Below are 25326 nucleotides of genomic sequence, written 5' to 3' on the forward strand. Positions count from 1 at the left end.
AATAAGCCTTGAGCACCTGAATTTAACTTACTGTCAATAAGACTGATTTTTTTAGATTTATGATCTACTGTCTCCATGGCGCGATGATAGTTATCATACATGCCGCTGAGTTTTGAGGAAACAGAAAGTATAATAACACTTTCATAATGCATGAGCATCCAATCCAACTTTAGTTTAATTTGCTGGACATCTGTTTGACTGCTCTTGGGGTAAGCCTGCTTTTCAAGGAGCGGGGCTAAACCTGAAGTATTAATGGTTTGTTTATCCAGATACGTTTGCCCATCAGCGTGAACATTTAATGAAATCATGTGAATTTGTAGCGCTTCTAGGACACTTTGAGGCAAGTCACAAATTGAGTCTGTTAAGATCCCAATTTTAGCCATTGAATGATGTTTAACATTGACCTGCAACGCCATATCATCCACTTTAGCCTTGGTAACTTTGTAATTGGCATTTACAATTAAATTCATTAGTTTAAGGGGATTATTGGCATGAATATGGACTTTTGAAACCCTTCCATTTCCCGTTACGACAATTGCATCTCCCATCCCCTCTATCAGGTCTTTATGGGTGAACGCACCACTTATTGTAAATTCACAGCAATATCTGTTGGTTATCGCCTCTAATTCATGATCAATATGTAGCTCATTTGAATCATCCTCTTTAAATACCAGTGGCCCCGCCTCAATCAACAAGTGGTTACCGATCTTGGAAAAATCATCTGAACAGGCCTTAATGCCCTCTAAAAAATAGACAAATCCCTTTGCACCAGAATCGACGACTTGATATTTTTGTAAAACATCTAAATGCATAGGTGTCTCTTCTAATGCTAAAATCGCCTTTTCATAGGCATTATTAAAGAGCTCGTTAAAGGTATAATAATTCATATATTCATTGTTTATAAACTCAGCCCACACTCTAATTACAGTGAGCATAGTGCCCTCAACCGGTTTTGAAACCGAATGGTAAGCTTCCTCAGATGCCTTAACAATCCCCACACCAAATTCTTCAATTGTCACCTCTTTGAGATGGCCAAAAGCCTTTGAAATGCCGCTTAAGAAACTCGCAAATATTACACCAGAATTACCTCTTGCACTTGTAATTGCTGCATTAGACATAGAATTGATCACGATGCTAAAATCATTTGAAATAATGGTTTCATCCATGGTTGACGTTAGAGTCATCAATAAATTGGTACCTGTGTCACCATCCATTACTGGAAATACATTTATGGCGTTTAAATGCTCTTTTCTGGAAACGACAGCACTTACACCAGCACTAAACATCTTAAAAAACTGATAGCCATTCATTCTTTGTTCATCCATATTATGCCCTTTCCTATCAATCTATTTTACTTTTTACTAAAAAATACGCATGTGTTTCACATATACCCTTATTTGAGATTAATATTTACAATTACCTTATCGCTTTTATAATCTATTTTTGTTATTATAGATTTAATTATAAAAAAGTAGGGTAGAAAATTCAAAATTCTACAGGAGGTTTACATTGAAAGATTACAATATTTTTGATATTATTGGGCCGATTATGATTGGGCCTTCAAGCTCTCACACTGCAGGTGCCTGCCGAATTGGATACGCTGCTCAAAAAATCATTAAATCTCCCATTACTGAAGTGACTTTCATTCTCTACGGGTCCTTTGCCAAAACATACAAGGGTCATGGGACCGATGTGGCCTTGCTTGGTGGTATTTTGGGTCTTAAGCCAGACGATGAAAGACTTGTTGAAGCTTTTAAAATCGCTGAAAATAGAGGTCTTAAGTTTGAATTTGTCTCCACCGAAGATGAAGCTGAGCACCCCAACACCGTACTGATCCGTGCAAAGACTAATATGCTTGAAACTTGGGAAATTGCTGGTATTTCAATAGGTGGCGGAAAAATGATTATCCGCTCCATCAATGGCATAGACGTACAATTCACAGGTGAGTATAATACACTGGTGACACATCACAAGGACAGTTCTGGGATGTTGGCTAGAATTTCAACCATCTTATCAGAAAACAGAATCAACATCGCCTTCATGAAGCTCTATCGAGAGGAGCGCGGTCGCAAGGCCATTGGCATTATAGAGGCTGATGAGAAAATACCGAAAAACGTCGTAGATGAGCTTGTGCGAATCGATGGCATGATCTCAGTTAATGTCATTCAGAAAATATATGAATAGGAGTGCTTATGAAATTAAATAGTGCTTTAGAAGCAATAGATTATTGTCAAAATAAGGGCGTTAGCCTAGATGCACTTGCACTGGCTTATGAATCTAAAAAAACAGAGAAAACACCTGAGTATATAGAAAGTTATTTGAAATCCGTTTTGAAGGTCATGGAAAATGCTGTGACCTCAGGTATAAACGATGAAGATAATTTAATTCATGGTAAAATCATCGGCAATGACAGTATTCAAATGAAAAAAAGATTTGAAAATGAAAAAACGGTCTGTGGCAAGACCATTGCAAAAGCAGTTGCCTATGCACTGAGTACCATGGAAGTGAACGCTTCAATGGGGAAAGTAGTTGCTTCGCCGACAGCAGGCTCATGTGGTGTCCTTCCAGCAGTTTTTATGACGATGAAAGAACGCTTTGAGCTTGATGAGCAAACGCTTGTTAAGGGCCTTCTCGCTGCCAATATGGTCGGAAGCATCGTTGCAAGAAATGCTACAATCTCAGGTGCTGAGGGTGGCTGTCAAGCCGAAGTTGGCACAGCATCTGCCATGGCTTCAGGAGCAGTGGTCCATATGATGGGCGGTAGTGTGGAAGAGGTCTTTAATGCAGCAGCCATGTGCTTTAAAAATCTACTCGGACTTGTGTGCGATCCGATTGCGGGTCTGGTTGAAAGCCCATGCGCCAAACGAAATGGTATGGGCGCTGCAAACGCACTATTATGTGCCGAAATGTCCCTAGCAGGAATTAAGAGTATTATCCCATTTGACGAGGTTGTAGAAGCTATGTATCGGGTTGGCAAAGCCATGCCCCCATCCTTAAGAGAAACCTCTATGGGAGGACTTGCAACCACTAAAACAGGCGTTCAAATCGCAACTGATTTATTTTCAAAGTAAGCCTAATTTCAGCTTATCTCAATTGTCAAAAAGGTGTTATCAACATGCATATGCATACTGATAACACCTTTTATTGTAGAGCATTAGTTTTTATCCAGCTTTGAGCAAGAATCTTCCACTTGCGAAAAGCGGTTAGATGAGAACGATAACGACAAAACAAGGTTTTGCGTTAAACGCACCTTAATCCAATTTGATATGGCAATAGCCACCTGGATTTTTCTTTAAGTACATTTGATGATATTCTTCTGCTGGATAGTAATAGTCTAAAGTGGTCACCTCAGTCACAATTGGCTTTTCATATTTCTTCTGCTCATCTGACTTTGATTGCTCAATCGTCGGAAGATCAGCAGGATCCACATAGTAAATGCCTGTTCTGTATTGCGAACCAATATCGCCGCCTTGTCTGTTTAAAAGTGTTGGGTCAATGACCTTCCAAAAATGGGTCAACAAGGTCTCTAGACTAATTTCCTCAGGATTATAGTGAATATCTAAAACTTCTGCATGTCCTGTAGTATTGCTGCAAACTTCTTTATAGGTAGGCTCTTTTGTCTCACCATTAGCATAACCCACTTCTGTTTTTTCAACGCCTTTGAAACGTTCGAAGTAGGCTTCCATTCCCCAAAAACAGCCACCTGCCAATACGATTCTCTTCATATCAATCTCCTATTAAACTCGATTAATTAGTGTCTCTAATTTAATTATAGCGATTGAATCAAACCGTGTAAAGCCTCTTATTTTAAGCCCATAAGAACTGCTGCAAACATGAAGACACTTGCAAAACCAAATAAAACGACTTGGAATTTCCATTGGAATTTAAACCATTTATTCCAATCTAATTTCGCAACACCTAAAACGCCCATTAAGCAACCTGATGTTGGCACAATAAGATTTGTAAAACCATCTCCAAGTTGGAAGCCTAGTACAGCAACCTGCTTCGTAACGCCAACGAGTTCAGCAAGTGGTGCCATTAAAGGCATCGTAAGCGCTGCTTGTCCTGAACCTGACACGACAAAGAAGTTGAAGATCGATTGGAATACATACATAATCCACGCTGTTAAAATTGATGGCATTCCGCTTAAAACATTTGACATACCTGCTAAAACAGTGTTTAAAACAGATGGCGCATTTGCCGAGCTATGTCCTAAAACAAGGACGATACCTTGAGCCATACCCACAACTAGGGCTGCGCCCACTAAATCCTTAGCACCATCTTTAAAAGATTCTGCAATTGAGTTTACACCCATATTGTTGAGCTTAAATACAACACCTATAATCCCTGCCACTAAGCCCATTGTAAAGAAGACTGTCGCAATCTCAGGAATATAGTATCCATGTTTTTGTACCCCCCAGATCGTCCATACGATACCGAGTAAGATTGTGGTTAATACCAAAACGTGACCTATTTCAAGCTTGTTTGTAGAAATATCTTTGTTAGAGAATTCCTCGCGATATTGGTGGTCTGATTCATATGCAACTGATAATGTTGGATCCTTCTTGATACGTTTGCCGTAAAGCATTGTAAATGCGATTCCTAACGCTGTGAAGAAAATCCACATAACAATACGGAAACCTGATCCTGAACCAACCTGTATCCCTGCAATTCCCTGGGCAATTGCCACTGAAAATGGATTCATCCATGATGTTGCAAATCCAATTTGAGTCGCACCATATGTGATTAAAATCCCCACAATCGCATCATAGCCCATGGAAATCATAAGCGGTACGACAATCATGGCAAATGGTATTGCTTCCTCTCCCATACCAAAGATTGCACCACCTGCTGAAAATGCTAAAAACAATACTGGGATTAAAACGATATCCGCATTCTTAAATTTAGTGATGATATTGATGATACCAGCGTCTACAGCGCCTGTTTTAAGGATAATCCCAAACGCACCACCAACAACGAGAATAAAGGCAACTACACCAACTGCTGATCCCCATTTATCACCTGTTACAAGGCCCTCAAACATGTAATTTAGGAAACCGACATCGCCCCACTTTTCAAAAACCTTAATGGCCTTTGTCTCACCTGTGTTGACAAAATCTTTATATTCTTGTACCACAGTGGCACCCTCAAGTTCAACTGCTTTTGCCTTTGATTTCTTGATACTGCCCATTTCCTCTTCACCTTTAAACACATATGTTTTAGATGAATCTGTTGCATCAATTGTGTAGCTAACACCTTCAATTTCTACATCTTTTACCGAATTGTCTTCTACTGATGCAATCACTTGATCATTGGTATCAAGTACCACATAACTTACGTTAAAAAAGCCTGTTGGAACCACATAAGTTAATAATGCTGCAAGTAAAACAATAAAGAATATGATGACGTAAGTGTCTGGCATGCGCCATGTTTTGTTAGACATAATATTTCCCCCTTATTTTTTTGGTCATACTAGTATAACGCAAAATAGATGCCAAAATTATAAGACGATATTTGTCAAAATATTTGCTAAAAAACCCTGTATTTCTTATTTAATGGTGGTTTATGGTGATTTGTGTTCCTATAAATCAACCACAACCCCTTGAGTCACCAATTAAAGATTAAATTGACTGTAGGCTTTTTCTGTCAATTGTATGCCGATTCGCCCCTTATGAATCTCTAAAAGTTCTTTGTCTTTTAAGTGATTCAAGATTCTTCTGACTTGATTTTCCGTCCTAACGAAACGAGAGGATTGACTTGCCTCTGCTAAAGTCTTACGACTGATCGCACAGTCTTTCCGTGTGAACTCAAAGATCATATCAAGAAAGTGCTTTTCTTCCTCTGTTAAAAATAGGCTTTCACCATGATGGTGAACCTCTTCAGAGGTGTTAATGGGACTTGAAACCCTTTCAGCTGATTCAGACCGAATAAAAAACTGGTCCATTGGTAAATCTTCCACTCTCAATGTATCTTCTTTACGAACCGCAAGCATATAGGTAATGGAATTCTTCAGTTCCCGAATATTGCCTGGCCAATGATAGGCAACAAGTCTTTTAATGAGTTCTGGTTCAAATTGTATGGCCGTGGTACCAATGCTTTGATTGATGTGCTCACATAAGACTGGAATATCTTCACGTCGCTCTCTAAGGGGTTGTAAATGTATAAATCCCATTTTAAGGCGATAATATAAATCTTCTCTAAACTGGTTTTTTGCAACCATCTCGCTTAAATCTTTATTGGTCGCTGCAATGATGCGTACGTCAATCGATCGGATTTCATTAGCCCCAATGGGCATAATTTCTTTTTCTTCCAAGACTCTTAATAGACGTAACTGGACTTTTAATGAAATATCACCAATTTCATCTAAAAAAATCGTACCCCCGTTGGCCTCTTCAAACAAACCTGTTTTACCACCTTTTTTGGCCCCTGTAAACGCACCCTCTGTATATCCAAAGAGCTCACTTTCTATAAGGTCATCTGGCAAGGCACTAAAGTTCACCGCCAAAAATGGTTCTTCAGCACGATTGGAATGCTTGTGAATGGCACTGGCTGTAAGTTCCTTACCTGTACCACTTTCTCCCTGAATCAGTATGGTCATATCTGTCTTAGCCAGCTTTCGAACGACATTTCTCACCTGTACCATGCCTGAGGATTCTCCCACTAGGTCTGTAAGGTCATATTTTGCCACGTGTCCCTTTCTCAAAGCCTCTAAACGAGCTTCCTTGGCTTGATAATGCGCTTTAGATGATTTAAAGGATGCACAAATCAAATCATTCTGGTCCATCTTGAACTTAGTGACCACATACTCATTGCCATCTAAATGGATGTTTTGAGATTGATCCATTTTTTCGTCCATTAAAAACAGCAAAAGCTTTTTATTATGAATGACTCTATTGAGCATGTTGCCTACAAATTTATAGCCTCTCGCTTTGAGGATCTGCTTGAGAACATCATTAAAAACGACAACTTTGAACTGCTGATCAAACATGATTAAGCCTTCATTGAAGCTGTCAATGACGCGTTCCAAATTTGAATTTAACTTGACCACTTCATTTCTTGACTGGGCCAATCCCTTGGCTATTTTAATAATTTTCTCCAGATACATTTTTGAAAAAGAACCTGAAGATACTTCAAGTAAATTTAAATGTGATAATATCTTGGCTATGGTGGTGAAATCAAATATTCTCGGTCCAATATCTATAATATGATCGATATGGATTGGGACATATTGAACTTCTCCTGGCGTAATTGCAACTTTGTATTGCGACAGATCAAGGTCTGCACCTGGATAATATAGCCCCATATCAATGTGGTCTAAACCTATTTCAACCATGGCAAGGCGTGTTTCTTCTACTGTAAGTTCCAAATCATTGACGAGTAAAACAGGTGTCCTGTCTGGTATGGAAACCACGAGATCAAGCTGATCATAATTAATCGTCCGCTTCCCTATGATTTTAGGCGTTGTGGCTTTAACAAGCCCTTGTGCTAGAACCTCTTCATACATGGCCTTACTTGAATAAATCTCCAAGTCACAGGCTTCAATCGAGGAGATACCATCATCACCAATATAATTTATGATTTCAAAATCCTCAGGTATAAAATCACCGAGCTGCTTTCGGAGTGCTTTAGATGTTTCACCTGATCCTGATATCAATGCAATTTTACTCATTTTGCCTCCACTATCCCATACAAGCGTTCTCTTATAAAAAGCCTAATTACCTTCGAGTCTGCCTACATGTAAAAAATGCCGTATATTAATCCTCTGATTATATTATACAGCATTTCTCTAACTTTTCTATTTTTCAAATGTACCCCGTTTAAGGATTTCTCCATCACGCATCATAACACTACCCATTGCAATAACATCCGTAATCTCATAGGATACTTCATCAACGAAAACAAGATCTGCATCCTTACCCTGACTTATTTCACCCTTGTTCTTAAGTTTTAAAATATTTGCAGGGGTCTTTGTTATTGGCAATAAGGCCTCTTCAATTTTCATTTCATGCTGTAAGATGAGCTCCTTGACACTTTCATATAGCGATGAAACGCTTCCAACATCTAAACCAACAAGCTTTCCACCCTTATCAAACAGGGGTAGGGAACCTTGTCCATCCGAAGTAAAAGTCATATGACTTGCCTCTATACCAAAGTCTAATCCCCTAACGTAAGCATCAGACGCCCTTACTTCTCCTTCTTCAATAAACTGTGGTACTGTAGAAGTTGTGAAATCTATAAAACCGCCCTCCTTGGCATAGACCAGGGCTTCGTTATAAAGTTCTCGATTTCGATTGGCATGTGTCGGCAAAAACTGCCTTGCTGGGATTTCCGTGTTTCTAATCATGAAGAACAAATAGTCCAGCATTTCTTTGCCATCACCTAAGTGAACATTCACCAGGCCTGCCTTGCCTGATAAAATACCACCAACTCTTGCATCAGCACAAACCCTTGAAAACTCATCAATTGTAGGTGACGAGCTCCTGTGATCTGACAGCGCAATTTCACCCACACCAATAATTTTATCGATCATAAGAAGATCTTTTTGCACAGAATCTGTAAGGGTTTTAAGTGGCAGTCTATAAGAACCAGTATAAACGTAGGTCGTAATACCTTCTTCTTCTAACCCCTTTGCTTTGGCAATTAAACTTTCCATACTTCTTGTAATGCCATCAGTACCAAGACAGCCCACTACTGTTGTTACACCACCTACAATTAGGTCTGAAAGCATAATTTCAGGGGTTCTTGTCTTGTAACCACCTTCTCCGCCTCCGCCTAAAATATGTACATGGCCATCAATAAATCCTGGAAAAACAAGTTTGCCACTTGCATCAATAACTTCTATCAAGTCAGGATTTGCCTTTAGGTCTATCGTGTCCTCCACAGCCGCAATGTAATCGCCTGCTATCAAAATGTTCTTTTCGCCTAAATACTTAGGTGCATACACCTTGGCATTTTTTATGAGTTTTATCATGTATTCCTCCACTTATTATTAGATTATCATGCCGCCCCTCTGAGTTCAATTCTAAAATAAAATAGAGGGGGGTAAAAGTGACAGCATACACAACTGTCACTTTTGGGTGGATCTTATGGAAAGCTTATGGGTTAAGCCTTTCTAAATATTGATCAAAATGCTTGAGCAATTCAAGACCAAGTTGATCTTTTGAAAAGCCTAATCTTGTCTCAGCACCTTCTTTTTCAACAACCTTAAAGGTCGCTTTTGATATTTGATTACCGAGTTTTAACTTATGAATCAAATAATCACCAACATCTTCATTGAGAACTGCCACATCAATTTGGTTTTTTAACAATTTCTTTATAAGCACTTCGTCTCTGCTGACAACAACCTTCTTAATGGCCTTGTCTTCCCTTAATCTTTTAAAATAATTATATCCACTCACGACACCGACCTTATATACCTGCAAATCCTCATATTGTTCAATGGCTTTCCCAATCGTATAAAAGGTGTATACACTCTGGGTTCTATAAGGTTTGCTAAAGTTCAAGATTGCAGTTCGATCCTCCCTATAGCTAATGGTAGGCAAGATATTCGACAGGTTTTCCTGAATCATTTTAAGAGAAGTGTCCCAGGGTACAAGTTGAAATTTTACAGGTAAAGGATAGTTTTTAAAAGCCTCTTGGATAAGACTTACGTCCTTGCCGCTAAAGGTACCGTCTTCATAGATGATATAAGGATCATAGGGTGATGTGGCAATGATAATCGCCTCTTGAGCCTTACTCTCTTCTTCAAGTAGGTCAAAGCCTGCTTTTTCAATATCTGTCACTAGGTTTGTAAGTTTTTCAAGTTCGCCAACTTCGTCGCTTAAGTGGGATTTAATCTCCTTAATATTTTCATTGACTTCCTTTGAATCTGAAATGAACTCAGTGACATTTCGAGATGTTTCATTAAGGCCATGGGTCATACTGTTCTTTAGGTTGCCAATCATAGTATTGGTTCGAATTGCAGATTCAAAGGTATCCTTTATAGAATCCATTTGCTTGATACTATCCACAACATTTTGAGAATCCAACTCGATCGTCTTGACAATATGAGTCATGCCCCTAGAAATATCACTAGATTGCTTGGTAAATATTTTAATGAAATTCATAAGATTTTGAGTTACAAGATCAGTTTCCAGCGATAATTTTCTCACTTCATCCGCAACAACTGCAAAACCTCGTCCATATTCTCCGGCCCTGGCTGCTTCAATAGAAGCATTAAGTGCCAACAAGTTTGTTTGAGAGTTGATTTTTTTTATTTTATCAATCATAGAACTGGCCTGAATCGCCAAGGTATTTAAGTCTTCCACTTCCGTCCTTGAACGTTGCAAGTCCTCTGTTGTCTCTTTCAGTTTCACTGCACTTTTATGGGTATTTTCTGTTGTATTTATAAGCATTTCTCTAGATTTAATCAGTTCATCTGACAGTTTACCACTTTCACTTGAAAATCTTCCAAAAGCATCTGTAATGCTTTCAAATTCAGAATACATTTCGTTGACATTCTGCATCTGACGGCTTGATACAGCTTGCAGTAGACCTGCATTTACTTCAATATCAAGCATATCCATCTTTATATTATCAACGTTCACTGAAAACTCTGTAATAAATCTTAACAATTCTTCAGAAGTTGATCTCATATGCGCCCCTTTACCAATCTAATTTCCGATTAATAAGTGACGATTGCGCTTTGTGAAGGCAATCGTCACTTCTAATAATCCTATTTTAAAAGTGTCTCTACTTTTTAGGAATGTTTAAAACTTGACCTACCACTAATTGATTTGGATTTTTAAGTGCATTTGCCTTCTTTAAAGCCTCAAGGCTCACACCATGATTTTTAGCAATTTTCCAAAGGGCGTCTCCCTCACGCACTTTATACAAGTCAGCTCTTTGAATATCTATTTTAATTGGGTGGATATCCATTTCTACATTTTCAAATGAATATAAATCTGCTGCGCCGGATTGTCCCCAATAGCCTTCTGTTGTCTCACCATTTCTAAAGGTAAACTCAAACCCATTTTTTCCTTCACCAAAAAGATAAGTTTTAACTTCAGATTTTGCTTCATTATCAACCAGTTCAAAGGCAATAAAATCTCTAAATCTTTGATTTGGACCCATAGAGCCACCTACAACAGTCTCTGGTGTATTGAGATATTCATAGCCTAAAGTCGTATACTTATCAGCATCCATGAGTGCAGTGTGTGTGCTTAAATCATATTGGTCATTGCCTTCAATATAAGATACTAAGAACCCATCATAGCCATTTCCCGATCTTGCATTTGTTGCATCTAAGATAACCACGCCGCCAGTACCTGCCACTCGGATCATCTGAGTTCCCGCATCGAAAATAAGCGCTGTGTTCTCTTCTACACCATATGCGTAATTTGATACAGACTTATGGTCATAGGCAACTACAGCCAAACGTCCCAACCTTGCTTTACGATCAAAATGTTGGTCTACAATACCATCCTTAAAAAAGCCTAGGCCCTTAGTCACCACAAGACCACCAGCATTCTGATAATCTAATGAAGAATCATCAAAATTCTCAGTATAGCCATAATCCAAAGCACTTAAACTATCGCCACCTGCGATCATGGTCTCACTCATAATGGCTGCACCAGCACTTGTGCCACCGATAACGCCACCACCATGATACATTTTCTTCATGGCAGTCAATACCAATGTTTCTGAGCCGTCAGCATTTAACAAGACATCTGTAATTCTAATTTGATCTCCCCCGATGAACCAAATTCCTGTAAGGCCTTCAACTTGCTTGGCAACCTCAGCATTATTACCATTTTTAATCCAATCTGACTCATCAACCTCTTCCGTTTTTGAATCATCTTTTGTCAACAATGGCAAAACCACCACTTGAGATTTATCAAGGCCTCTTGCCACCATATCTTCTGTAAACATCTTTGCGTATTTACTTGGACTGCCACTTGCTGCAGGGACGATACCAATTTTAGCATTCTCTACGCCACCAGCAAGTTCTATAAAGGCATTATAAACATCATCGTTGTCAGCTCTTAAAGCACCCCCAACAATCACAAGTTTTCCATAATTGCCTGTTTCATTTGCAAAACTTGGCATCATTGAAAACATCAAAACAAAACACATCAATAAACTCAATAACTTTTTCATTTTCCCCTCCACTAAATCTAAATTTGTATTTCTCATGTCTTTTAATATACGCAAATATGATGCCATGCCATATGGCCTAAAATAAAATCATTCTTCACATCCATTTCACCTTGTTTAACCATTTAACCCCTTTATCGCACATTTAATCCTTTTTTCCACCAGTCCCCCATCAACCATCACCCTTTTATGCAAAAAAATAAAACCCTATTCTTTAAATGCCTTAAGCTCCACTCAAAATCAGACCATAAAATCCAATATTGTGAAGGCTCTTACATTATTAAAACAGGGTTTTAATTTAATTATTAAATTTTTAAAGGGCTTTTAATAAAACTCTTGCCGGTAAACCTTCCACTTTAGAGACTTTAATCGGCAGACATAGCATCTCATAATGACCTTCTTTGATGTTTTTAAGTGCAATGCCTTCAATAATATAAATATGGTTGCCAAGCAATATCTTATGTGTCGGATGTTCTGGCTGGCTTCGCTCAATCCCAAGCGCATCAATGCCTACGCACTTAACCCCACATTCAAATAAAAACTGAGCACCGCTTTCCGCAAGAAAGACATACTCAAAATCAAAGATGTCAGTGAGACTATTTACCGTTTTAAGCACTACAATTTCACCCGCTTTGATTTGATCTTTGTAGGCCAACAAGTGGTGTTTCTCAATCTGTTTATCCTGAATGCCTGTAAGATCTATCACAAAACAATTGCCATTGACCGCTTCAATTTCAAAAACATCAGAATCTTCACCGGATTCTATCATGTGAAGGGGCATGTCTATATGCGTCCCTGTATGCAAATCCATGGTGATGCTACTTTCATAATGACTGTGCGTTCCAAAATTAGCGCGATTGATAATAATCGGTTTCTTAACTTCTAAATTTTTATAGACCATCATCTCTGGTGAAATGGTCATGGTCACATCTGTCCATTCCTTAATGTTCATTGTTTCTCCTTTTTAATCTTTCAAATTATTGCTTTAAATAAGCTTCATTTTCCTATTCATATTGGTAAAATGCTCTTTCATCTATATAGGCTTCCTTCATCTTATAGGTAAGTTAAAAATTGACCCCACTCTGATTTAAGCCTTTCAATAATTTCTGACTCGTCTTTATAGATGTGAAGCCTTTCATATTTCTTGAGCTGTTCCAATTGATCTATAACCTTCCACGAACTTTCAATCTCATCCCATCGTGTAAAGAGGGATGCATCATCGTGGATGACATCCAAAATCAATTTTTCATAGGCTTCAGGTGTATTTCCCATAACATTACACAGATGACAATAATCCATCTTCATCGGCATAACATATGATTGAAGGCCAGGTGCTTTGCCGTTGAAAGTCAATGCAATACCCTCTCTAGGGGCAATTTCAATGGTTAATGTATTTTTCTCAGGCTGACCACTTTCAAAGAAGAAATTTGAATTTTTAAATGTAATGACAATGGCAGCTCGTTTTGAATTCATTTTCTTTCCAGTTACCAAATAAAAAGGCGTATTAGCCCATCTTTGGGTGTTGACCGACATTTTAAGTGCAACAAAGGTCTCTGTTTTGGAATCGCTTGGAATACCCTTCTCAGATAAATAGCCGTCATACTGGCCATAAATCATGGGACTCGAAAATTCAAGGTTTTCGAGGACCTTTACCTTTTCATCCTTTATAAGCCTGTCATTTAAGCCATTGGGTTGATCCATGGCTACCAAGGCAAGGGTTTGAAATAAGTGATTTTGAACCATATCTCTTAGTGCGCCAGAACGGTCGTAATAGCCGCCACGCTGCTTTACAGTTTCGGTCTCAAAAGCATAAATTGTAATGTGCTCAATATTATGGTGATTCCAAATGCTTTCAAAGATTTTATTTGCAAATCTAACCATCAAGACGTTTTGGAGCATTTCCTTCCCCAGGTAATGGTCTATCCGATAAATTTGGCTCTCCTCAATTAACCCGAGGAGTAAGTGATTGTATGACTTTGCCGTCTCCAGGTTTTCACCAAAGGGCTTTTCAAAGATAATTTTATCCCGCATATTGCTTCTAACCACCAAATTATTTTCCACAAGTACCTTTGCAATTATGGGGAAAAAACGAGGTGCTGTGGCCAAATAATATATTCTTTCTTGAGCGCTATTGACATTTATGCTTTTCATATAGCTTTGAAAGTCACCGTAGGCCTCTTCATCTGTAAAATCCATCTTAATGTATTTAAGGTGGGTTTTAAAGGCATCCCACTCCGGAAAATCACCCTCTATCTGTCCCTTGATGTGTTCGATAAACAAATCATTTTCATAGGGTTGACGACCGATTAAATTAACGATGAAATGTGACGGTAACTGATCATCCGAGAATAGAACATAAAGCGCCGGTATTAATTTTTTAGTTGTTAAGTCGCCTGTTGCTCCAAATATTGTAAAAATCATACCTTCACCCTATTCTTTATATATTTTATGACCACCAAACTGATTTCTTAGTGCTGCTATTGATTTCTCACTAAAACGATCCTCATCCTTGGATTTAAATCTTGTGAAGAGGGATTGGGTAATAACAGGGGCAGAAACCTTGAGTCTTAGCGCTTCTTCCACCGTCCAGTCCGCTTCACCCGAAGCGTCAACAATACCTCGAATGCCCTCCAAGGTCTCGCTTTCTTTAAAAGCTTCATGCATCAATCTCATTAAAAGACCTTCAATAATAGAACCGTTGCTCCAGACCTTTGAAGTGAGTTCAAAATCCAAATCATATTCAGATGCCTTTAGGATATCAAACCCCTCACCAATGGCTTGCATCATACCATATTCGATGCCGTTATGAACCATCTTCACATAATGGCCACTACCAGAAGCTCCAAAGTAGCCATAACCGTCTTTTATCGCTATCTTCTGCAAGACCTCATCCACATATTCCACTGGTTCTGGATCGCCACCTGCCATGAGACAAGCGCCATATCTTGCGCCTGAAATACCACCACTGGTCCCCACATCTATGAAATCTATGCCCAGTGCATTCAGCTTGGCATATCTTCTTTTAGTATCCTTATAATTTGAATTACCACCATCAATGATGATATCCGACTGCTTTAGCATTGGTATGAGCTCATCTATAAGCTGATCTACCGTTTCGCCAGCAGGCACCATGAGCCAAACCACCTTTCTGGATTCATCCAGATTGGAAATTAAGTCTTTGAGCTCGTAATAGCCGTCAATACCTTCTTCCTTGATATGGTCTACTTTTTCCTTAGAACGATTAAAGACCTTAATATCAACACCTTGATCTCTCATATTTAGGGCAAGTGCATAGCCCATTTTGCCTAAGCCAATTAATCCAATTTTCATTTCATCCCTCTTTTCTTAAAATATCGTTTAGATACTTATTACCCAATTAATATGATTTAAAAATTAAAAAAAACGTCTTATCACAACAAGACTGAAAGTCTGTCATCATAAGACGCTTTATATCATTAGTTTTGAGTTGCTAATAACAAAGGGACATATTCACGGTCGGTTTTGACAATGTGCAAAACCAACCAATCTGCTACGAAGTTTAATAACTCCAGTAGGGTTTCCTTTTGATTTGAGTCAATTCCCTCGAGATCAGTCATATAACCCTCAAGTTTTTTTACAAATAACTTATGCTCAAATTTATGCGCCATTGACCCCATATAATCCACGGCATCAAACAGGGCTTCTTCATCCTTAAAATGTGTAACTGTATAATCCTCTAGTTCTCTTAACATTGCGACGATTTCATCATAATAGTCATCTTTTGTATCGTCATTTACAAGTTCAAATAAACCGCTGCCAATTTCAATGAGCTTTTTGTGTTGATTATCAATGACATCAATACCGAACTCAAATTCTTTTTTCCAAGCTAGCATAAATTTCCCTCCATCGCTATGATCTAAAAAATAGATCACACTATTTCTTTCATTTCATCATAACTTATAAAGGCGTCTTTATCTAGAGCTCAAGTATAAATTTTTTGTTAATTCGACGTGATAATCTTAAGTCGACTTGGCAATATTGAAATTTCCATTGGAAAGCCAATTCCCGCCTCCCCATCTAAGTCTGAGCAGATGATTTCATCACACATGATCTTCATGTTTTTTGTTGTGAAATACTCAATATAGGGGCTTTCAGGATGCTCACCGTTCCAAACTTGAATTAAAAGTGGCATGATTTCAAATACTGGACACTTTTTAAAGAGTAAAACATCTAAAACACCATCATCAATCTTTGAAGTTGGCGATATTTTTCGGAATCCACCAGCCGATTTACCATTCATGACCAAGGCAAAGAATATGGTTTCTTCATATACAGCATTTTCGGCAAAGATTGTTACATCAAAGGGCTTCAATTTTGGAATTTCCTCAAGACCCTTTAAGTAATAAGCGAGTACACCAATTATATTCTTGATTTGCTCATTGACCTTTTGACTGATATCAACCAAGTATCCAAAGCTGGCCACATTTATAAAATACCGTCCATTAGCCACGCCTACATCACAGTTTACCATGTTCTGAGAAAGCGCATTTTCTACCATGCCTTCAATCGTTCTCGGTACATCAAACATCTGGGCAAAGTCATTGGCAGTCCCAACGGGAAATATGGCAATTGGTCTTGTCCATCCAATTTTTAGAAGAATATTGATTACCTGATGTATGGTGCCATCGCCACCAGCTATGATGATACGATCATATTGGGTTTCAATTTCATTCTTTAAAAAAGCCTCTAGGCGTTCACTTTTGTTCAGTCGATAAGGCATCACAAATAAATCCCTTTGCTGAAATTGATCAATGATATAATCCAGTTGATTGTGAAAACCCTTTAATCCAGCCCTCGGGTTATATAGTAGCAATGCTTTCATATGGCATCTGTCTCCTTAAGTGTCACATATTTCGCGTTTGAATAATGAAGTCATTGGTGCATTTTTTGCAGGTGATTTTTACCTTGCCCTTGCCCTTTGGCACTCTTGTTCGATGATTACAATGCGGACAAGCTTCCACGGTATAGTCAATGAGGGCATCAATTTTTGCCCGGTCCAGTCCAACAATGCTCTCATCACCAATGATAAAAGCTGGAACCCCCATCATTTTTCGGTTTGCCATTTCCTGTCTTGCAAATTGGTCCAACTGGACATTTTTCTCTATATATTTATAGCCCATATCATCAAGATAAGCTTTAGCAGTTTTGCAGTGGGGACAGGTACTACTTGTGAACATAATAATTTCTTTCATTTTCTTCACCTCTTAAAGACATACATAAGATTTTCTACCAATGTATTTATACCCATTTAAAAGTCAATTAGTCACATGAAGAATTTGATCAACCCTCTCAAATCCAAGTGAATGGTATAAGTTTATGGCAATTGGGTTCTCCACCTGAAGATAAAACACATAAGGCTCAGGTAAAATTGAATTAATCAGCGTTTGCAGGCAAAATCTTGAAAAACCACAGCCTTGATAATCAGGCATAGTGGCAACACCTACGATTACCTCATCAAAGAAGTCTGTTTGGGCAACGCTGACCAGTTTCCCGTCAAGCCAAATGCCATAAGCCCTCCCCCTCTTCATGTCAAGTTTTGTCCTCATGTAGTCTTCACTTGGATGCCCTTTGAATACCAGCTTGTAAAGGGCTTCCACTTGATTTAAATCATCCGCTTCTAGTTTCTCGCACCTTATTTCTTCTAAAGGCACGCATCCCTTTGCGCCCCCCTTTAAGCGGCTCAAGGCATAGGGTTCCCTACGAACAAGCTTCTCAATTTCAGCACCTGTTCTGGCTTGTCTATAAGGGATGCCTTTTTCTATTTTCATAAATAGAGTCTTGGGTATGATTAAAGTCTTGTAGTCCATCTGGGTTAAATAGGATCTTAAAGATGTAAAAAGGACCTTATTGGTATCGGCTTCAAAATCGTAATCAGGATTTAATGCAATCTGTAGATTACCTGATTTTCTATGAAAAACACCTAAGATTATTTCACCAGACTCATCTTCGCTTATTAAAATAGTCTTATAGACTGACAAGGAGGCTTCAAAAGCCATACAGATGAAATAATTGAGGGCAGGTGTTTTGTAGACCATTTTTTTTAGTCGATCATAATCCATCTCAATATCAAATTGTCTAAACATGCCTTGTATCCCTCCTAAATTATTTTTCAAGTTCTGCCATTAATGCTTCTGATATATTTTTCTTAAAAGCTGTGGGAAGGGGATAGACAACCAAATCACTTGGTTTAATCCAGTTTACTTCTGGATAATCGATCTCATTTAGACTTTCAACATCCACAAGAACCAAGGTCATGTGCCAAACCAAATGGGTAAACACATGATTTTTAACAGGCTTTAACCATCGGATGCTTCCCTTTAAATCATAATCTGCACTTACACTTTCCAAGATAGTAGGGGCCATAAAATCCGAATCCAAAACGCTCTTTGCAGGTAAGTCAATATGATGGGTAGGAAATCCCCAAAGCCCCTTTAAAAGCAAAGCCTCATTTCTTTTTTCGATCATGATTTTCCCATTAAAGCAAAAGATAAAAACAAATACTTGTTCGTGCTTTTTAACTGGTTTTTTAGATTTTATAGGATATAAAAGCTGGCTGCCTAAGCGATTGGCCTTACACTCTTTTTTAAGTGGACATAGGGTACATTTTGGTGTTTTGGGTGTACATATCATTGCACCAAGCTCCATAATGGCCTGATTAAAATGACGCGCGTCATCTGGCATAGTCTCCATGACCTTTTTTTCAAACACCAATCTACTTTTAGGATCAGAGATATCACAATCAAGACAAAAAACTCTTGAATAGACGCGCATGACATTTCCATCTACTGCAGGCACTTTCTCATTAAAGGCAATGCTTGCAATAGCACCTGCGGTATAGGGGCCAATTCCAGGCAAGGCAAGTAAGTCTTGATATTTCGTGGGAAAGTGACCGCCATATCGAGAGACAATTTCTTTGGCGCACTTGTGCAAATTTCTTGCTCTACTGTAGTAACCCAATCCTTCCCAATATTTCAAAACCTCAAGTTCTTCTGCCAAAGCCAATTCTGTGACAGTCTTAAAGCGTTCAACAAAACGCTTGTAATAATCAATAACGGTTATGACCTGTGTCTGCTGCAACATAATCTCTGATAACCAGATATAATAAGGGTCCTGGCTTCTTCTCCAAGGCAGGTCTCTACTGTTTTTTTTATACCAATTTAACAATTTTTTATCCATTTAAGTCTCCTCAACCCTAGTCTAATCTGTTATGATACAAATGACAACACCCTAAATTGTAATTAGGCCTGATTTTTATGGCTGATGTCGGGTATAATATTACCATATCTAAGAGACCACTTCTTTGAAAAGAGGACCCTATGACGCCTAAACCAGAAAATACTCATGAAAAAAAGAATTTTTTCAAGCCGAACGATAAATTCCACAAGTCGACACCACTTTGGTCCTCATTAAGGATTACGATGACCTATGCCATATTTGGCACACTATGGATCTTACTTTCAGATAAGGTTCTACTTTTTATGACCACAAGTCAGGATCAATTCTATAGGATCAGCGTCTATAAAGGCTGGCTCTATATTATCGTGACAGCACTTTTGCTTTTAAGCCTTATTTATAAGCGCATAAAAACAGACTACAACCTCACCATTGAATTGGATAATCAGTTCAAAGCATTGCAAAAAACTGAGGCAATCCTATCAAACAACCTAGAGGAACTTAAAGCTAGCGAAGCGCAACTGAAAACCAGCAAAGAAAGATATCAATTGCTTCTTGAAGGCATTAACGACGGCATATGGGATTGGAACATCACTACAGGCGTATTTATCGTTTCAAATAATTATTTTGAAATATTGGGCCACGAAATCAAAGAGTCTGCCCAATTTACTTTTGAAGATTTCGAAAGCATTTTACATCCAAACGAGAAAAGCGTCGTTCTAAATCAAATACAAACCTATTTAGATAAGGGCATCGATCGTTATAGCGCCCAGTTCAGACTGCGAACTGCAAACAATTACTATATTTGGGTCCAAAGTAGCGGGAAAGCTGTGTGGGATGAAAATGGAAAGCCTATTAGAATGGCCGGTGCCATCAAGGACATTACAGACTCAAAGCGCATCCAAGATCGTATTGAACACCTTGCCTACTATGATCACATTACCGGGCTACCGAATCGGGCTAGACTCAACGAGGTTGTCAACGCATTGATCGTCAAAAATCATCAAGTGGGCCTTATTTACCTGGATATTGATAATTTTAAAATGATCAATGACCTTGTGGGCCATAATCAAGGTGATCTTTTATTAAAACAAATGGCTTCTAAATTTCAGAATTTAAAACTCCATTATCATATGCTCTCAAGAATAAGTGGCGATGAGTTCGGCTTTATCATTGTGGATTTCGAACATGAAAAGACCTTGCTGACCTTGGCAGATGAAATTCTCGAAATCATTAGGACCCCTTGGATTCTAATAGGCAGGGAGTTTCACCTCTCTTGCAGCATCGGCATATCATATACACCAGACCACGGCGACACATTTGAAACCCTCTTCAGAAAAGCAGATACTGCCATGTATGCTTCTAAGAACAACGGTAGAAATCAGACCACCGTATTTAAGGACCTATTGCATGATGAAATATTAGAGTACGTTGAACTTCAGAGTAATATGAAAAACGCTTTAATGGCAGGTGAATTTGAACTTTACTATCAACCTCAATTCGATATGACCAACAATGTCCTAATTGGTGCAGAAGCACTCATCAGATGGAACAGTCCAGAAAAAGGCCTCATTCCACCAGATCGATTTATAGGCATCGCAGAAAAGACAGGTTTTATCATCGAACTTGGCCACTGGGTCATTGAAGAGGTTTGTAGGCACATTCTGGAGTGGGAGGCACTTGAACTTAACTTTGGTAAAGTTTCAATAAATTTATCTGGCGTTCAAATATTGAGTTCTTCCTTTTTAAACAGCATTACGGAGATCATCACCAGCTATGAAATCAATCCTAGAACGATCGTATTTGAAATAACAGAGAATGTTGCAATCGATGATAGTACGACCACAATTGCAAAACTTGAAGCACTTCGAGCCCTTAAATTCGAGGTTGCCCTTGACGATTTTGGGACAAACTACTCTTCATTGAGCTACTTAAAAAAGTTACCGATCGATTATTTAAAACTAGACAAGTCCTTTGTATACTCACTTGGACAAGATGATAAGACAGGTGCCATAACTGAATCTATCATTTACATGGCGCATCGTATTGGACTAAAGGTTGTTGCCGAGGGTGTTGAAAAGCTTGAACACCTTGAGATACTGAACAAGCTTAAGTGTGATATGGCACAGGGTTATTTGTTTAGCAGGCCAATTCCAAGACCTGAATTCGAGCAGGTCTATTTGACCAAAAAATAAAATTGCGCAATACAAAATGATATTTGTATTGCGCTTCTTTATTGCTTAGAATAAACAACCACTTGATTTCGTCCATGGCCTTTGGCATAGTAAAGTGCTTCATCTGCCTTTGAAATCATACTCGAAAAATCACCTTTAATGACTTTTCGGTCCACCATACCAATGCTGATTGTCAAATGAACAGTTCTCTTATCATCAATTCTAATAGGCGTCTCATCGACTGCTTTCAAAATACGACTGGCAATCTGCTCGCCAGAGGTTCTGTCAGTCCGTGGCAAGAGAATTGCGAACTCCTCACCACCATATCTTGCAACCAAGTCATACATCCGCATATGAGATTTAAAAATATTCGCCAAATGCTTGAGGGCTTCATCACCACATTCATGACCATAAGTGTCATTAACCGTTTTAAAGAAATCCACATCTATCAGTAACAAGGTGAACTGAGATTCATTTATAGATTCGAACATCTTACTACCATAGTCCATGAAAATTCTTCGATTATAGAGCTTGGTCAATTCATCCGTCAAGGTCATCACAAATAGTTCTTCCTTTGCCTGATCAATCTCTTTCGAGAAATAATACATAATGACGATTAAAGCGAATATGGTGCCAATGGCAGTGGTATTATAAAACCATTTTTCAAGTGTTTCAACAGCATAATTGATAAACAATCCATGCTCAAGATTTTCAATATAAACAAATGTAACAACGGAGATTAACAAATACATAAAAAGAAAGGTGTTTGAATATTTCCGGTTGTAATTAAAAATCATCACCACAACCACGATATGCCCAATAATCATAAAGTGGAAGCCATAGGCACTTCCAAAAAAACAGATAGACTGAATTACAGTCACAAAAAAGCTTGCAAATATGGCGATAATTTTTGCACTGGTATGCCAACCCTTCTTAAGTAGAACATACGACACTACAAATAAACCACCTGCAGCAAGCTGAATCCATGCTGGTAAAATAGCACCCAATAATGCAAAAATAATTGTATAGACAAAACAGAATAACATGCTCACAACGATAAAAATAAGCGTTAGCTTACCCTTGGAATCATGCTTTCCATTTTGTAACAAATAACGATTAAAGTCCGTCATATCCTACCCCAAATGCACCCGATTTCTTCTTATTATATCAAATATTACAATATTTTTATATCTTCATTATTTCACAGTAATGCTATTTCCGCCCTTTGCCTTGCTCTTTTTCATGAGTTCATAACTTCTATTTGTCAATTTATCCACCGTGTCGTCTTGATGGACCAATGTCGCACCCACAGACACGGTCACTTCAATGTCCTTAAAAGTCTCGCCTCGGAGTGAGGAATTCTCTGAAATCATTCTTATTTTTTCTGCCAACATCTTTAAAGCATCATGTTTAATGCCCGTAAAAATAAAAATGTACTCATCCTCACGCCAACGACCAACCATATCTGCGATCCTAAAAGCCTTGCTATAAGTCCTGCCTAACATTTCAATAACCTGATCACAAAGTGCTTTGCCATAGGTATTATTGAATTCTTCAAAGCTATCAATATCAATCATGACGATTCCAAATGGGATGCCCAAATCCCGATAATCATTCATTTTCGAATTTAAATAATGATCTATCATTCTTCTGTTAGGAAGGCCTGTGAGTTCATCCTTTACAGCGTCTTTGGAGACACTTACAAGCATTGACTTTGGTTTAATCGCTCGCTCAAAACTCTCCGTGAATATTTCAACAGAGGCCACGATCTCGCCATTTTCATAAAGTGGAAAACTCCTAATTTTAACCGGAATCCTATGGCCTCTTTTATGTTGAAGATAAACCATAATCTCTCTAACATTGCCGTCAGCAAGTGTCTGGTGCAAGGGACACCCATTTAGACAGAGGTTAATGCCAAACTCATCCACATGGTTGAGGATATTATCATGACAATATCGACCGATAACCTCTTCACTCTTAAAGCCTGAAATCCGCTTAGCACCATCGTTCCAGTAAATAATTCGACGGTCTCTATCCACTATATATACACCATCAAAAATCTGATCCAATATTATTTTGTAATTCACATCTGTTAGCATTTTGTCACCACCTATTTATTAAAGCTATAATCATATATACCCATCCAGAACCCTTACAGCAACAATTTTAATTCAAAATAAATCTTTAAGTACCCATACTTCATTTCATGTATTATAATAGTCATATGAACTAATATATAATAGCCACATATATTTTCCGGCTATTAAGGGAGAACACATGAATTCAACAGAAAACGAAAAAACGATCTACATTGTCTTTACTAAAACTGGTACTTGGTTGGCTCGTACCTTAAAATATTTTTCTGCAACCAAATACGTACACACCTCAATCAGCTTTGATGCTTCCTTTACATCTATGTACTCTTTTGGTCGCTCAAATCCTAACAATCCTTTTTCAGGTGGCTTTGTACGTGAAAATATATATGATGGTGTTTTTAAAAAATACCATAAAAGCGAATGCCTAATCTTTGAAGTTAACGTTTCTGAAAAACAGTATATGGGTCTTCTAAAAGATGTAGAACGCTTTGTAACCAATAAAGAGCTTTATCGATATAACTTTTTAGGCTTGTTTGGCATTCTTTTTAATCGACCACTTGATCGAAATTATCATTATTTTTGCTCACAATTCGTCTACTCAATGTTAAAAAAACATGGCATCGTTAAGTTTGACAAGGTTCCAGGACTTGTACAAACAATTGATTTATTTGAAATAGACAATAAAAGCGTCCTATACGAAGGCTTTATTAATGGTTTGAGCGAGGGTCTTTCAATCAACCAAACCTCATTTGAATATTAAAGATTTAAAAAAGACATGATTAAGCTGAAAAACCGTTTTCACTTAAAAATGTCTTTTATTATGCCCTTAAAAGCCATACCTGTCCAAGAATTGATTTATTTGATCAATATAGGCCGCCCTATCCACAATGATGGACATTGCATGCCTTGCTTGGGGTACAAGATAGAGTGCTTTTTTATCTTTTTTCACTGCAAACATGTCTTGAGAATGGCTATAGGGAATATAATCATCCGCCAAACCATGTATGAACAAAATAGGCTGATCAACAGTCTCTAACATACGAATGGGTGACATTTCCTTAAAAGTAATGCCATATCGCATTTTATTGATCAATGATGCAACGTTCAAAATTGGAAAAGCAGGCAAATGGTTTTCCAATTTTAATCGAAATGCGAACTCAGCTTCAGCACTTTTATAGGCGCAATCTGAAATAACAAAGGCTATTCTAGGGTCAATCTTCACATGCTCTAGTACAGTTGCTGCCCCCATGGATTCACCATGGGTTCCTATCACACCAGCTTCTCCAACTCTTGAAACCACATAATCGACGATCTGTTTGAGATCTAATTTTTCCTCTACACCAAAAGTGGTATAATCGCCACCACTTTCCCCATGATTTTTATGATCATAAATCACAGCATTATAGCCCCGCTCAATAAAGGGTTCTAAATACTTAAGGGATTTCATTAAATTATTTGTGATGCCATGACAAATGATAATTGTCTTGTCAGTAGGCCTATCACCCCCTTGTATCCAATAGCCTTTTAAGACATAGCCTCTCTCAGATAGGATTTCAAAGGCTTCCTTTTCCAAGGCTTCAAAGTAACCCTCTTCTATAACGCCATCTCTAATCTCCTTGTCCAAAGTTTCCTTATATTGCCAATTGTGTGGGTAAATCGCCTTCCTATTAAAACGCTCACCCAGTACGTAACTCACACTAATTAACAAA

The 25326-nt window shown here is 38.2% G+C and carries 22 protein-coding genes; 4 read left to right on the plus strand and 18 right to left on the minus strand.

Annotation, left to right across the window (positions count from 1 at the left end):
- On the minus strand, positions 1-1325 hold a 1325-nt coding region (locus AC220I_RS05375; protein WP_486722795.1), incomplete at its 3' end, for a DegV family protein.
- A 184-nt stretch (positions 1326-1509) separates the two neighbouring features.
- On the opposite strand from AC220I_RS05375, the gene sdaAB reads away from it, so the two are divergent.
- Together sdaAB and sdaAA are read left to right on the plus strand one after the other, a co-directional pair.
- Complete coding sequence (gene sdaAB / locus AC220I_RS05380) at positions 1510-2184, plus strand: L-serine ammonia-lyase, iron-sulfur-dependent subunit beta (protein ID WP_486722796.1); 675 nt, start codon at positions 1510-1512, stop codon at positions 2182-2184.
- A gap of 8 nt (positions 2185-2192) precedes the next feature.
- The gene (gene sdaAA, locus AC220I_RS05385; RefSeq protein WP_486722797.1) at positions 2193-3071 is read left to right on the plus strand and encodes an L-serine ammonia-lyase, iron-sulfur-dependent, subunit alpha; all 879 of its coding nucleotides are present in this window, start codon (positions 2193-2195) and stop codon (positions 3069-3071) included.
- 180 nt (positions 3072-3251) lie between these two features.
- Here sdaAA and msrA read toward each other — a convergent pair whose 3' ends face one another.
- The 14 genes from msrA to mutY all read right to left on the minus strand — a co-directional run bounded on the left by msrA (position 3252) and on the right by mutY (position 19350).
- Entirely contained in the window at positions 3252-3725 is a 474-nt protein-coding gene (gene msrA, locus AC220I_RS05390) for a peptide-methionine (S)-S-oxide reductase MsrA (RefSeq protein ID WP_486722798.1), read from the minus strand.
- A 77-nt stretch (positions 3726-3802) separates the two neighbouring features.
- A complete protein-coding gene (yfcC, locus tag AC220I_RS05395; protein WP_486722799.1) occupies positions 3803-5443 on the minus strand; it encodes a putative basic amino acid antiporter YfcC in 1641 nt (546 codons plus the stop codon).
- Positions 5444-5614: 171 nt separating this feature from the next.
- Positions 5615-7669, minus strand: coding sequence for a sigma 54-interacting transcriptional regulator (locus AC220I_RS05400; RefSeq protein ID WP_486722800.1), 2055 nt, complete (start codon positions 7667-7669; stop codon positions 5615-5617).
- Positions 7670-7795: 126 nt separating this feature from the next.
- Entirely contained in the window at positions 7796-8971 is a 1176-nt protein-coding gene (gene iadA, locus AC220I_RS05405) for a beta-aspartyl-peptidase (RefSeq protein ID WP_486722801.1), read from the minus strand.
- 124 nt (positions 8972-9095) lie between these two features.
- Positions 9096-10634, minus strand: a complete 1539-nt coding sequence (locus AC220I_RS05410; RefSeq protein WP_486722802.1) for a methyl-accepting chemotaxis protein — start codon at positions 10632-10634, stop codon at positions 9096-9098.
- A 97-nt stretch (positions 10635-10731) separates the two neighbouring features.
- Entirely contained in the window at positions 10732-12138 is a 1407-nt protein-coding gene (locus AC220I_RS05415; protein ID WP_486722803.1) for a cyanophycinase, read from the minus strand.
- A 310-nt stretch (positions 12139-12448) separates the two neighbouring features.
- Positions 12449-13087, minus strand: a complete 639-nt coding sequence (locus AC220I_RS05420) for a cyclase family protein (protein ID WP_486722804.1) — start codon at positions 13085-13087, stop codon at positions 12449-12451.
- A 101-nt stretch (positions 13088-13188) separates the two neighbouring features.
- On the minus strand, positions 13189-14556 hold the full coding sequence (gene zwf / locus AC220I_RS05425) for a glucose-6-phosphate dehydrogenase (RefSeq protein ID WP_486722805.1): 1368 nt from the start codon (positions 14554-14556) through the stop codon (positions 13189-13191).
- Between the two features lie 9 nt (positions 14557-14565).
- On the minus strand, positions 14566-15465 hold the full coding sequence (gene gnd / locus AC220I_RS05430; protein WP_486722806.1) for a phosphogluconate dehydrogenase (NAD(+)-dependent, decarboxylating): 900 nt from the start codon (positions 15463-15465) through the stop codon (positions 14566-14568).
- Positions 15466-15590: 125 nt separating this feature from the next.
- Positions 15591-16007, minus strand: coding sequence for a bacteriohemerythrin (locus AC220I_RS05435; RefSeq protein WP_486722807.1), 417 nt, complete (start codon positions 16005-16007; stop codon positions 15591-15593).
- A gap of 107 nt (positions 16008-16114) precedes the next feature.
- Positions 16115-16996: a diacylglycerol/lipid kinase family protein gene (locus tag AC220I_RS05440; protein ID WP_486722808.1), complete on the minus strand. Its 882-nt coding sequence runs from the start codon at positions 16994-16996 to the stop codon at positions 16115-16117.
- A 22-nt stretch (positions 16997-17018) separates the two neighbouring features.
- Positions 17019-17366, minus strand: coding sequence for a glutaredoxin family protein (locus AC220I_RS05445; protein ID WP_486722809.1), 348 nt, complete (start codon positions 17364-17366; stop codon positions 17019-17021).
- A 63-nt stretch (positions 17367-17429) separates the two neighbouring features.
- The gene (locus AC220I_RS05450; RefSeq protein WP_486722810.1) at positions 17430-18257 is read right to left on the minus strand and encodes a GNAT family N-acetyltransferase; all 828 of its coding nucleotides are present in this window, start codon (positions 18255-18257) and stop codon (positions 17430-17432) included.
- A 19-nt stretch (positions 18258-18276) separates the two neighbouring features.
- Positions 18277-19350 carry an A/G-specific adenine glycosylase gene (gene mutY / locus AC220I_RS05455; protein ID WP_486722811.1) on the minus strand — a complete coding sequence of 358 codons (1074 nt, stop codon included), beginning with the start codon at positions 19348-19350 and terminating at the stop codon, positions 18277-18279.
- A gap of 140 nt (positions 19351-19490) precedes the next feature.
- Here mutY and AC220I_RS05460 point away from each other — a divergent pair, with 140 nt between their 5' ends.
- Entirely contained in the window at positions 19491-21542 is a 2052-nt protein-coding gene (locus AC220I_RS05460) for a putative bifunctional diguanylate cyclase/phosphodiesterase (RefSeq protein ID WP_486722812.1), read from the plus strand.
- Between the two features lie 38 nt (positions 21543-21580).
- On the opposite strand, the gene AC220I_RS05465 is transcribed toward AC220I_RS05460, so the two are convergent.
- Positions 21581-22651, minus strand: a complete 1071-nt coding sequence (locus AC220I_RS05465; RefSeq protein WP_486722813.1) for a GGDEF domain-containing protein — start codon at positions 22649-22651, stop codon at positions 21581-21583.
- A gap of 66 nt (positions 22652-22717) precedes the next feature.
- The gene (locus AC220I_RS05470; protein WP_486722814.1) at positions 22718-23620 is read right to left on the minus strand and encodes a GGDEF domain-containing protein; all 903 of its coding nucleotides are present in this window, start codon (positions 23618-23620) and stop codon (positions 22718-22720) included.
- A 178-nt stretch (positions 23621-23798) separates the two neighbouring features.
- Here AC220I_RS05470 and AC220I_RS05475 point away from each other — a divergent pair, with 178 nt between their 5' ends.
- The gene (locus AC220I_RS05475; protein WP_486722815.1) at positions 23799-24377 is read left to right on the plus strand and encodes a hypothetical protein; all 579 of its coding nucleotides are present in this window, start codon (positions 23799-23801) and stop codon (positions 24375-24377) included.
- A gap of 66 nt (positions 24378-24443) precedes the next feature.
- Here AC220I_RS05475 and AC220I_RS05480 read toward each other — a convergent pair.
- Positions 24444-25326, minus strand: an 883-nt coding sequence (locus tag AC220I_RS05480) for an alpha/beta hydrolase (RefSeq protein WP_486722816.1), incomplete at its 5' end; no start/stop codon positions are given.

The organism is Fusibacter sp. (assembly GCF_057447755.1).